This window comes from Segatella salivae DSM 15606, from assembly GCF_000185845.1.
In the GTDB taxonomy this organism is placed as follows: domain Bacteria; phylum Bacteroidota; class Bacteroidia; order Bacteroidales; family Bacteroidaceae; genus Prevotella; species Prevotella salivae.
In genome coordinates, this window is record NZ_GL629647.1 from 3,118,685 (window position 1) to 3,130,117 (window position 11,433).

General features: G+C 38.3%; 10 protein-coding genes and 1 pseudogene. 2 read left to right on the forward strand and 9 right to left on the reverse strand.

What is annotated here, in order from left to right; genetic code table 11:
• Nucleotides 1-213: 213 nt before the first annotated feature.
• Complete coding sequence (locus HMPREF9420_RS12130; RefSeq protein WP_007136023.1) at nt 214-639, forward strand: plasmid mobilization protein; 426 nt, start codon at nt 214-216, stop codon at nt 637-639.
• Here HMPREF9420_RS12130 and HMPREF9420_RS12135 read toward each other — a convergent pair.
• Nucleotides 629-1,435 (reverse strand): tyrosine-type recombinase/integrase, encoded by an 807-nt coding sequence (locus HMPREF9420_RS12135; RefSeq protein ID WP_007136024.1) that lies wholly within the window; start codon nt 1,433-1,435, stop codon nt 629-631. The genes HMPREF9420_RS12130 and HMPREF9420_RS12135 overlap by 11 nt on opposite strands.
• A gap of 101 nt (nt 1,436-1,536) precedes the next feature.
• Here HMPREF9420_RS12135 and HMPREF9420_RS13720 point away from each other — a divergent pair, with 101 nt between their 5' ends.
• Nucleotides 1,537-2,844, forward strand: coding sequence for a restriction endonuclease subunit S (locus tag HMPREF9420_RS13720; RefSeq protein WP_007136025.1), 1,308 nt, complete (start codon nt 1,537-1,539; stop codon nt 2,842-2,844).
• On the opposite strand, the gene HMPREF9420_RS12145 is transcribed toward HMPREF9420_RS13720, so the two are convergent.
• The 8 genes and pseudogenes from HMPREF9420_RS12145 to HMPREF9420_RS15035 form a co-directional block, all read right to left on the reverse strand.
• Entirely contained in the window at nt 2,845-4,440 is a 1,596-nt protein-coding gene (locus HMPREF9420_RS12145) for a restriction endonuclease subunit S (RefSeq protein WP_007136026.1), read from the reverse strand.
• Nucleotides 4,441-4,452: 12 nt separating this feature from the next.
• The gene (locus HMPREF9420_RS12150; protein ID WP_007136027.1) at nt 4,453-4,953 is read right to left on the reverse strand and encodes a hypothetical protein; all 501 of its coding nucleotides are present in this window, start codon (nt 4,951-4,953) and stop codon (nt 4,453-4,455) included.
• 22 nt (nt 4,954-4,975) lie between these two features.
• Nucleotides 4,976-5,458: a Fic family protein gene (locus HMPREF9420_RS12155; protein ID WP_007136028.1), complete on the reverse strand. Its 483-nt coding sequence runs from the start codon at nt 5,456-5,458 to the stop codon at nt 4,976-4,978.
• Entirely contained in the window at nt 5,451-6,467 is a 1,017-nt protein-coding gene (locus HMPREF9420_RS12160) for a hypothetical protein (protein ID WP_007136029.1), read from the reverse strand. Before HMPREF9420_RS12160 ends, HMPREF9420_RS12155 begins: the two co-directional genes overlap by 8 nt.
• A gap of 21 nt (nt 6,468-6,488) precedes the next feature.
• Entirely contained in the window at nt 6,489-8,006 is a 1,518-nt protein-coding gene (locus HMPREF9420_RS12165; protein ID WP_007136030.1) for a class I SAM-dependent DNA methyltransferase, read from the reverse strand.
• Nucleotides 8,006-10,315 carry an EcoAI/FtnUII family type I restriction enzme subunit R gene (hsdR, locus tag HMPREF9420_RS12170; protein ID WP_007136031.1) on the reverse strand — a complete coding sequence of 770 codons (2,310 nt, stop codon included), beginning with the start codon at nt 10,313-10,315 and terminating at the stop codon, nt 8,006-8,008. The genes HMPREF9420_RS12165 and hsdR overlap by 1 nt, the downstream gene beginning before the upstream one ends.
• Nucleotides 10,316-10,398: 83 nt before the next feature.
• A complete protein-coding gene (locus HMPREF9420_RS12175) occupies nt 10,399-10,602 on the reverse strand; it encodes a helix-turn-helix transcriptional regulator (protein WP_007136032.1) in 204 nt (67 codons plus the stop codon).
• A 259-nt stretch (nt 10,603-10,861) separates the two neighbouring features.
• A pseudogene (locus HMPREF9420_RS15035) lies at nt 10,862-11,119 on the reverse strand (helicase); the annotation flags it as partial.
• Between the last annotated feature and the right edge of the window lie 314 nt (nt 11,120-11,433).

The following is an 11,433-nucleotide window of genomic DNA, read 5'->3' on the forward strand; positions in this document are numbered from 1 at the left end:
AAACTTATCTCTTGACTTACTTCTTGAACTTTGAACTCTCGTCTATCAAAAGCACTCCAGGAAGGTTACTTTATGGGACATAACAAACTATCTCTTTCTTTATACTGGCAAGGTGTGTCTTTGTACCACAAATTGCCATTTGTCCCACAAAGCCCCTTGCCCCGAAAGGGGAGATAAATCACTCCAAAGTCGTGATTAGAAAACATAGAAACGATGAAAAGAAAGAAAACAAACAAGCCAGACGGCAGATGTACCACCTGCCCCAAATGGGACAGATGGCACATCAGATTATCCAACTACGAAGACCAACAAAAAGTCATCAATCTTTATCGAAAGTCGGGAGCAAAAACCAAGAGTGATTATCTAAGGGCAAGATTACTTGGAGAGTCATTCAAGGTTATCACAGAAGACAAGTCAGATGAGAAATACTTGCGTGAACTCTCTAACATAATATCTCAAATTCACAAGATTGGTGTTCTCTATAACGAAGCAGTCAAGACACTCAACTGTTATCATTCTGCCGCTACTGCTCAAAGAATGCTCCACAAACTTGAAGCCTTTTCTAAAGCCATCGTCAGATTACAAGAACAGGCTATTGTTCTAACGATAAAATATCAGATAAAGGAAGCTACCAAGTAATTACTTTATCGACAATAGCCTGTTGTTCACTGGCTGTGCGACGTAGATAAATACGGGTGGTTTCAATGCTTTCATGTCCCATAAGGTCGGCAAGCAAAGAAATATCGTTGAACTTTTCAAGGAAATTCTTGGCAAAACGATGACGGAACGAATGAGGGTAAACTACTTTTTCATTCAATCCATATTTCGCAGCATAATTCTTTAACTGTTGTGCGATTCCTCTTGTTGTAATACGTTCGCCAAAGCGATTGAGAAAAAGATAACCTGTCATGCGATTGACTTTACCAAGCCATTCGTTGGCTTCTATGCTTAAAGACTTTGGAATATAGATACGGCGTATTTTACCACCTTTGGTGTAAATGTCAAAATAGCCTATTTGCACATGCTCTACCTTTATTTGTATTAGTTCGCTGACCCTTGCTCCCGTGGCAGCAAGGAAACGAACAACAAAATACCACTCTTGGTTCTCCTCCTTTCTTAGCTTATTTTTCAGGAAAATGTAGTCTGCATTACTGATTACATTTTCCAAATAACTACGCTGCTGCACTTTGACGGATTTAAGCCTCAAGCGAGATTTGCCCATATAATCAAGATACTTATTTATTGCCTGAATACGGAGATTTACTGTTTTAGGCTTGAATTTCTCAATAAGATAGGTTTTATAAACGAGCAAATTACGCTTATTCAACTCTTTGTTTCGAGAATAATACTCTTTTACAGCATAAAGATAAGCTGCAATCGTATTCTCCGACATATTCCCTCGGCGCAAATACATTTCAAAATTTTCAATGTTCATTTTAATATATTATTAGTAAAAAAGATTGCTATCACTAATAATATATAGCACTGACAAATTCATAGAATTCCTATTATGAGAAGATACTTGCCACAGGGGAGATGAAGTGTATTGACGAGGAGATACCTTTTGAGGTGCCGTCTTCATGGGGCTGGTGCAGGCTCGGTACTATTTGCAACTATCTTCACAGAGGAAAATCTCCGAGATATGGTAACGATAAGATTCTTCCTATAATGGCTCAGAAATGTAACCAATGGGATAGAATCTACACAGATAGATGTTTGTTCTCAGATAAAGCCTTTATTGAAAAATATAAAGAAGAACAATATCTACAAGTCGGAGATGTTATCGTTAATTCAACTGGTGGCGGTACAGTAGGAAGAACGGGATATATTGAGAAATATGTATTTGAGAAATACACCAAGTTTGTCGCAGACTCTCATGTTACCGTTGTACGAACTAACAAACTTGTCTCTTCAAGGTACATTTATTATTATCTTATTTCTCCATTCATACAGATTGGGTTGGAAGAACGATGTTCAGGAAGCACAAATCAGATAGAACTTGGTACCGCAAGTATCTATAACAATATCATTCCCCTACCACCTTATGCCGAGCAGAAAAGAATAATTGAGAAAATTGCCGAGGTTATCCCCGTTGTTAACAGATTTGGAGAAAAACAAGATTTTCTCGAAAAACTTAATCAAGGACTGAAGCCTTCACTACACAAGTCAATTCTTCAAGAGGCAATTCAAGGGAGGCTTGTTCCACAAGACCCAAATGATGAGCCTGCATCAGCATTGCTCGACAAGATACAAGCAGAAAAGGTGAGGCTCGTAAAGAAAGGCATCTTGAAGAAAAAAGATTTGCAAACAAGTATCATCTATAAAGGTGAGAATAACAAGTATTATGAGCAAGTCGGTGGAACTTCTCAACAAATAGAAACAGATTATGATTTTCCTAACCATTGGGAAGTAGTCAGACTTGCCCATATATGTAGGCTTATAGATGGTGAGAAGCGTGAAGGGAACTTCGTTTGCTTAGATGCCAAATACCTCCGAGGCAAATCTACAGGAAATTTACTATGCAAAGGCAAGTTCGTAAGAACAGGTGATAATATAATCCTTGTAGATGGTGAAAACTCTGGTGAGGTATTTCCTGTTCCATGCGATGGATATATGGGTAGTACTTTCAAACAACTATGGGTTAGTGAAGCAATGCATCTCCCATACGTTCTCTATTTTATCCAGTTCTATAAAGATTTGCTTCGCAACTCAAAGAAAGGTGCTGCCGTTCCTCATCTTAACAAAGAAATTTTCTACTCTTTGGTCATTGGCATTCCTCCATGCAAGGAACAAATGAGAATAGCCAAGCAAGTTAAGTTACTAACCGACAAGATAAAGGGCTAATTATACCTTTATCTTGTCGAATGTTTGCGACACTTTTTCTACTATACGCTCTTGCTCGGCGAGTGGAGGAATTGGCAGCAATGCCTGTCCAAGACGCTCCTTCCCAATGTTGTAGAATGCTTGCCCAGACTTATTGGTTATGGTCTTCATATACTCTATCAGTATAGGAGAACTCAGAAGGTTGAGCAAGTATTGTGATAAGGTATCCACACTAAAGAACGGACGAATAATAAAAACAAAGCCGCCAACAGTCGTATGAGGCATATCATATTCTGTCCTTGCCATTTTACCGATATTCTCAAGACTTGTTACGGCAGGTGTAACTATGTCATTCTTTTTTAGTAATATATTATCTTTGACCTTTTCATTTGGCAGATACAAATCATCTGGCTTATTTATTAGTGCAAAAGGAAGAATGTTTCCTCCACGCCAAACTCTAATTCCAATGCCATTCATTGTAGCGTCCTCTTTCTTGAAAGTCGCACCTGTGAAAATGCTACATATATCCTTTAGACGGCACCACCTCCAGCCATTAGGCTCTTCAAATGGAATTACCTCTGAGATGTCAAGTCTTGTAGAGCCGACTTGCTCATAATACTTGTTATCCTCACCTTTGAATATGGTGCTCGACACCAAGACCTTTTCCTTCAAGACGCCATCCTCCACAAGTCTCACCTTTTCTGCTTTTATCCTTTCAAGTAGGATTGAGGCTGGCTCATCTGTCGGATCTTGTGAAACAAGCCGACCCTGTATGGCTTCTTGAAGTATGGATTTTTTTAACTTATCATTTATTGTAATATTCAGCTTATCCAAACTGTTCTGAACATCGCTATATTTTGCTATTAGGGGTAAAAGTACTCCTAATTGAGCAACAATTCTCTTTTGAGCAGAAAGAGGAGGGAATGGTAATAGCAATCCTTTTAAACGATTCGCTGAAAGTCCAGGCATTGCAGTTCCTACCGAGGTTAAGTTATTGCTTTCTTTTAATAGGTAGATAAAGTAATATACATATTCACAGATGCCATTTATATATGGGCGTAATCTATGAACATGATTTTGAAGACAAATATCATAGTCAAAGTGCCAAATTGCAGAACGACCGTAGCCTGCACCACCTTCACAAACAAGTAAATCACCTTTGGTTGCAGAACATCTTTTTATTTCTTCCTCTGTAAAATTCATAATTTTTACATTATCAAGGATGAAATACCCCCAATATAAATTGGATGTTGTAATAAATTTCTGTGGGGTTCCAATATTCTTATTACTACTTTGTTGTTTTCCACTAGCATGATTAAACACACTACCAATGCGTGTCCACTCCCAACCGTTAGGAATCTCAAATGGAATCTCGTCATCAATACATTTCACTTTCCCTGTGGCAAGTATCTTCTCATAATAGGAATTGTCCTCACCGCGATAAATGATAGATTCTTTCTTGTCACGTTTGATTTTCCCCTCTTTGATAAGACGCTCTTTCTCTACTCGAATCTTTTCGAGAAGTACTGACGCAGGCTCATCATTTGGATCTTGGGGAATCAGTTTGCCTTGTATGGCCCACTGGAGTATGCTGTTTTTTAATTGCTTGCCATTCATAACTAATTACTTTTAGAAATCATCATCTTGCGATTTTACCTTCAAGAAGAACTGATACAGTTTCTTCCCAATTTTATCTTTCTTGAAAGTCCGCTCATGATTCATCGGTGTCATAGACAGACGAATCTTTGCCACGCCATCATTTATCTTCTCAAAATCAGATGGATCCACTTTGAATTGAGCAGTAGAGCTTGTCTCCGTAACGGGTATGACCATATTACCAGACACTATACCAGCTGATTCACTACCATTTCCAATAACCACGCCTTTAAATTCAAGTACATCATCATTGAATGTGCGCATTTTCATTGTTGGTTGACTAAGAAAATTCATCCTGTCAGACCGAACTGTTGCAATGATATAATAAGAGGAGTCCTGTTTTGCAACACTATACTTTATATAACACCCTTCGGCTGCAAGGGCTTTGTATGTGTACGCAACAGTCTGCGCATTGATTGAATTTCCCACAATCAAGAACATGAGGACTAATATATATCGAAATATATCTTTCATTTTTGTTTATTTCTTATCGTATTTAACCTTCCTTGTAATAGTCTTCACCTTCTATGCCTAATGAATCTCCACTAATAGCATTAGCGATGTCTATTTTTAGTTCTTCATCATAGTCCCTGCCATTTACAAAGCAAGTCATTATTCGGAGAAGTAAATCTTGGTCTATATGGGATGCTGCCACGTGGAAAACGATGAACTCTAAATGGCGCATAAAGATACATGCTTCCCAAGGATGATTGTTCTTGTGTAAGAAATAAGCCCCAAGGGTCAGAGCTATGCGCTTGTTTCCATCGTTAAAATAATGACCAGAACAGAATTTGAATACTAAATACGATAACTTATCTGCAAAGGTCGGGTAATATGAGTCGTTCTGAATAAATTCCAATGTGGCTAATATACCTCCTTCATCGCGGATACCTTCAAATCCGCCGTCGCTCGCATCTATCATTTTACGATAGACAGACAGAGCTTCGTCGTAAGTGATATATTTTATATCTTCATTCATCTTCTGCTTGCTTTAGTCTTTTGAGAACGTCTTTGTTGCCTTCTAATATATGGTCGAAGTCAATGGATTGATCTCCAATGAAACGCTCAAATTCTTCTGGTGTAACAGCTTTTAGATATTCTGCTATATTTCCGTGATAAGCATCTCTAAAGCTGAAGTCTCTTGATGCCATCTTTGTTCTGGCATCATTAAGGTATGGCTTCTGCATAGGATGCTCTGCCAACTCGTTGACGATTTGGGCTACTTCTTCTACAGAGAGCTTTTTATCTCCTTTTTGCTTAAATCTCTCTTGTATAGTTGCACCAACACCATTCTCAAATGAAGATATAACGAGAAGAACCTCTGCATATAACGTGTGCCGCACCTTGTCCTTAATATCCAAACGTAGAATTTCTCTGTATTCTTTTGCATTCTCCTTAAATACAGCTTGATAAATAAAATCTGTTATTTGTGCATACTTGTAAGTTGTATGTCCATCTACATATTGACTAATAGCTGAAGTTAGATTCTTACGATAGTTTTCCTCTGTTATTGCCGCAGGAATGTAGTTTACATCCCTACGATTGATAAACTTCGTGCCACCTCCTGTTTTCTCATTAATCGTTGCAATAACTAAATCCAAAATCAGACTTCTCAATCTCTTCGCTTTTTCACTTTCAGTGAGAAGCATACCAATGTTGAGGAATGCTCTGAAATTGAACAATCCAAGCTGGGTAGTTTTGCTCGCCTCATTTATAAGGTGAGCAAATTGTAACTTAAAGTCTTTCAAGTGCTTACCTCTACATAAAAAATATCCATTGTGCTTTAATTCGTCCGCATTTGCAGACAAATACCGGTCTATTGTAGATGTATCAACTTCGTAGAAGTCTGCTACCATTTTTTTGGTCAACCAATACTCTCCGTCAAAAAGCATTCCAGAGATGTCTAATTGATTCTGTATCTCGCCTACGGCAAAACGGTTATTGAGTATATTCTGACGCTCAATATTTGATACTGTCAAATCCTTCATTTTAATAAGATTGAAGAGTGCTTATTCTTTTTCTATCTTTATGCCAAGTATTTCTTGTATCTCTACCAATGTACAGTCAATCTCATGGTCGAGAGCAGCACGTTTCTTAAAGTAATCTGCAAGGAGTTCTGCGGGAGGCAAAATTTCCTCTTCGTCCTTTGGAAATTTACACTGGTCAAAGTTGCAGTCCAAGTCAAGAAGTTGCTGAGCAGTGAAACATCGGGATTTTTCATCGCCATCTTCACTAATAATCTCCTTGCGATCGTTCCACCAATCAATTATAGGCTGGCAATGTTCTAACTTCATTGACCTTGTCTTCGAAAAATGCTTGTAACCTTCAGGCATATCCATACGATAGAACCAAATATCTTTGGTAGATAAACCTTCCTCTGCTCCATCCGCTTTCTCATTGTTGAAGAAAAGAATGTTGGTGGCTATACTTGTGTATGGAGCAAAGATGCTCCCTGGCAGGCGAATGATAGTATGCAAGTTGAACTTTTTCAACAGTTCTGACTTGATAGCCAATTTTGCGCCATCAGCACCGAATAGGAATCCATCGGGGACAATAACTGCTGCTCTACCGTCTTTCTTCAGACGATACATGATAAGAACCATAAAGAGGTCAGCGGTCTCACTGGAACGGAATGCCATAGGGAAGTTTGACTTCACAGAAGCATCTGTACTACCTCCATATGGTGGATTCATAGCAATGACATCAACTTTGTCTGACTCTTTGAAATCCGACATTTTTGTGCTAAGTGAATCACAATGGCGGATGTTGGGAGATTCAACATCGTGAAGCAAAAGGTTTGTAATAGAAAGAAGATACGGTAGAGGCTTCCATTCTTGACCTACAGCAGCATTCTGGAATAAACGACCATCATTGGTTGTCTTTATCTGTTTGTTTAGATAGTTGAGTGCTGATGTAAGGAAGCCACCAGTGCCAGAAGTGAAGTCACCAACAGTTTCTCCCAACTTTGGGTTGAGTTGTTGAATGATAAAGTCTGTTAATGCACGAGGCGTATAAAATTCACCTGCATTTCCAGCAGATTGGAGGTCTTTGAGGATGCCTTCATATATGTCGCCGAACATATGGCGATCATCGGCATCATCAAACTCAATTTCGTTGATGATATTGATAACCTGACGCAACAAGATACCATTCTTCATATATTGGTTTAAATCTTCAAAGACTTCCTTAACAATAGATTTTGAACGAGGTGTCTCATGAGTTACGGCAAGATTCTTTAGCGTAGGGAATAGTTTGTCATTAATAAAATTCAACAACAAATCTCCTGTAAGTGCAGAACCATCCTTTTCATCAATTGCCCAGTTGCGCCAACGCAATTCTTCTGGAATGATTGACTTGAATTCTTTTTTCTCTTTTGCTGCCTTATATTCCCATGTTTCTTCCTGTGTATCATACACCTTTAGAAAAAACATCCACGTCATTTGCTCAATACGCTGTGCATCACCATTGATGCCTGCATCTTGGCGCATGATATTTTGTAATCGCTTGACGATATTGTTTACTGCCATTATGCTGTTGATTTATATATTTCTGATTCAAGTTCTTTTAATGCCTGTTCAAATTTTGCAAAACCACCAAATAATTTTACTATTTTCTGTGGTTTACCAATCAGACTGAATGGGGCATAATCAAGTATGTTCTCATCCTCCAAATTGAGTATGCCATAATTTGCATACTTTTCAAGCAAAGCTTCAAGAACTTCACGAGCCTTGCCTTCGTATTTTGCAAAGTAGTTACGTTTCTTCACGTTGTTTGCACGTTCTCTACGTGTTAAAGGCGGTTGGTCATACGCTACATGGCAAATAATGTCGAATATATCTGCATGAGCGAGGGCAGGATTCTTTTCACGTACTGCATCTATAAGCACGTTATATTCTTTCAGTTCATCCACGATAGCCCTTTTACGTTCGGCTTCACTCCAATTTTTGATGAATTCTTGAAGGGTTGCAAATCGTTTGCAGATTTGCTTTTTCGTAAAATCCGTGACGCTTTCTGTGCGCATAGTCTTACCGTCTTCGCCCAATACAGAAACTATCTCTGTGTTAATACGGATATTCTCACCATTGACAAGGTATTTGTCGTGTGGAGATGGTTCACCAACACTTCCACCTTTACCATCTTCCTCTCCTTGATTAGGATATGGCTTACTATTACCTCCAGAAGGAGGCTCTGGATCACCATCAAACTTCGAGTCTTTGAACTTGGCTGTTGCATTTCTAAAGTCAAGGATCTCCAAATGCCACTTGCCTTTGTCAGTTCGCAATCGGGTTCCTCGACCAATAATCTGCTTAAATTCCGTCATAGAACCAATCTCCTTGTCAATTACAATTAATCCGCAGGTCTTACAATCCACACCAGTAGCAAGCAATTCCGAAGTGGTTACAACAGTTGGATAAGGTTCATCCACATCTATGAAATTATCGAGTTGCTTCTTTCCCACATTGTCATCACCAGTGATACGCATGACATAGCGTGAATCTTTCTTGCACATATCAGCATTCATGTTCACCAAAAGGCTACGCATAGCTTCGGCTTCTTCAATGTCAGAGCAAAAGACAATAGTCTTAGTCATGCGTCCTAATTGATGCAGCATCTTGGTTATGCGATGTGCAACTATTTCACGACGTTTTACAAAGGCTATATCTCGTCCAAAGTTCTTTCTTTCATAGAACTTTTGATCGATTAGCTTGTCATACAAGTCTTTTTCTCCCTCTTCTGGAGTAAAACCTTGTAAGTCGATATTGATAAAACTGTTTGTCACACGATATGGAGCAAGGAATCCATCTTGTATGCCTTGCAACAAGGAGTATGTATAAATAGGCTCTCCAAAATAATCAAGATTGTTGGCTCCTGTTTCTGCCTTTGGGGTCGCAGTCATACCAATCTGAGTAGCCGTATTGAAATACTCAAGAACCTTGCGCCATGCACTATCATCTTTTGCGCTACCGCGATGACACTCATCAACAATGATAAGGTCAAAGAAAGTTGGTTGAACCTGCCTGAATGGATCTTCCGCTCCTTCTTCATTAGAAACCAGTTGATGATATAAAGCCATATAGACCTCGTATGCAGGATCGATACTTGCACCTTGAATTTTGGTCATAACTTTCTTGAATGGTTTGAAGTCCTGTACCATCGTTTGGTCTATCAGAATATTTCGGTCAGCAAGGTAAAGTATTTTTTTCTTTGCGCCAGAGGCTTTCAAGCGATGAATTATTTGAAAGGCGGTAATAGTCTTTCCCGTACCTGTTGCCATAACTATTAGCACTCTATTTTGTCCTTTGGCAATAGCTTCCACAGTACGCTCAACAGCAATGCGTTGATAATATCTTGGCTCATAAGTGTACGGAGAAGAATAGAATGGTTGTTCTATTATTTCCAAAGTTTCATTACCCAACTGTTTCGATTCAAGAAGTCGTTTATACAAAGAGTCAGGCGTTGGAAATTGTTTCAACGAAAGTTCTGTTTCTTTCCCTGTAAGAAAGTCATGTTCCAAAAAACCATCTCCATTAGAACTATATGCAAAGGGTATATCAAGAATCTGAGCATACTCCATAGCCTGCTGCATACCTCCTCCAAGAGGCTTGTTATTATCTTTTGCTTCTATAATAGCAATAGGCTTATTAGGAGCATAAAATAAAAGATAGTCCGCTTTCTTGCCAGCTTGTCGTGCATGCACTTTACCTTGGAATATTACTCTACCATCTGTAAAATAGTATTCCATTCGAATATATTCGTTTTTCCATCCAGCATCGTTTATGGATGGTGTAATGAAACGCAACTTTATATCTTCTTCGGTCAAATCATTCTTGTTCATGTCTCTTAACAGTCTTATCTTAACATAATCTTGTATTATGAGAAGTTCTATGATTAGAAAAACTTATAAAGGGAATTATAGTATTAATCTTGCGAGGATCTAAGCAGTTCCCTTATATCAACTTTCAATACTTCTGCGATTTCAAGTAGATTTTCAAGAGAAGGTTGTACTTTGTTGGCACACCATCGAGAAACCGTATTCTCGGTGCGACCGATTTCATTAGCAAGCCATTTTCCAGACAGCTGCTTCTCCGCTAATACAACTTTAATTCTATTTATCGCCTTCATATGTTGATTTAGTTTTCTGCTTTGTAGAATATTAGATACAAAGATACGCTTTACAAGGCATTCTTCCAAATAAAATTAAGAATAATGAATAACAATGATTAAAAATCTTTTATTTCATCATTCTTTCACGAGAAAATAGTGTATCTTTGCAATATCAAATAAGTGGTCTTTGAAGCATTGCAGAATAAAGAAAGGGAAAGAAACTCGCTCGTTTCCAAATCGTAACCCTTTTATCCTTTATTCTTTCTTATTTTACTGATTATCTGAAAGATACGAAATTATAAAATATTTTTCTGGCGTAATCAGTTGCAATCAGCATCTTTGCCTTTTCCTCACTCTCGCTCAACGGCGCACGCCCCAAAAGCGTGGCATCACCGTTTTTGGCAAACTCCATCAACTTGCCGATAAACTCCTCCTGTTCAGGTGTCGGCGGAATGTTATGGAGTATCTCGTTTTTTTCGGGACGATCGATGCCTATATCCTTTGCTGTGCGGAAATCGCAAATCTCCGCATAAAAGTAATGGGGGTGAATGTAATCGACTGATTACTAATAAAAAGCAGAATATATAATCTGATAAGGTGAACGACTAAGAAACGAGCGAGTTTCTTTCCCTTTCTTTATTCTGCAAAGTCTCAAAGAACTCTCTGTTTGATGTTGCAAAGATAGCGATATAATTCATATAAGCAAAGTATTTACGTTGTTTTTTCAATGAAAATCAACCTTAGACATTTCTAATTCTATAAAATCGCCATTTTAAGGTATTGCATATATCTATGAACAATGGTAATTTTGCAAAATGATAATCAAAAGAATTCTTTTAATCTTCATCA

Coding starts and splice junctions, on each gene's coding strand:
- HMPREF9420_RS12165 (WP_007136030.1), bottom strand. CDS start 8,006: ATGGCAGTAAACAATATCGTCAAGCGATTACAAAATATCATGCGCCAA.
- hsdR (WP_007136031.1), bottom strand. CDS start 10,315: ATGAACAAGAATGATTTGACCGAAGAAGATATAAAGTTGCGTTTCATT.
- HMPREF9420_RS13720 (WP_007136025.1), top strand. CDS start 1,537: ATGAAGTGTATTGACGAGGAGATACCTTTTGAGGTGCCGTCTTCATGG.
- HMPREF9420_RS12145 (WP_007136026.1), bottom strand. CDS start 4,440: ATGAATGGCAAGCAATTAAAAAACAGCATACTCCAGTGGGCCATACAA.
- HMPREF9420_RS12135 (WP_007136024.1), bottom strand. CDS start 1,435: ATGAACATTGAAAATTTTGAAATGTATTTGCGCCGAGGGAATATGTCG.
- HMPREF9420_RS12155 (WP_007136028.1), bottom strand. CDS start 5,458: ATGAATGAAGATATAAAATATATCACTTACGACGAAGCTCTGTCTGTC.
- HMPREF9420_RS12150 (WP_007136027.1), bottom strand. CDS start 4,953: ATGAAAGATATATTTCGATATATATTAGTCCTCATGTTCTTGATTGTG.
- HMPREF9420_RS12130 (WP_007136023.1), top strand. CDS start 214: ATGAAAAGAAAGAAAACAAACAAGCCAGACGGCAGATGTACCACCTGC.
- HMPREF9420_RS12175 (WP_007136032.1), bottom strand. CDS start 10,602: ATGAAGGCGATAAATAGAATTAAAGTTGTATTAGCGGAGAAGCAGCTG.
- HMPREF9420_RS12160 (WP_007136029.1), bottom strand. CDS start 6,467: ATGAAGGATTTGACAGTATCAAATATTGAGCGTCAGAATATACTCAAT.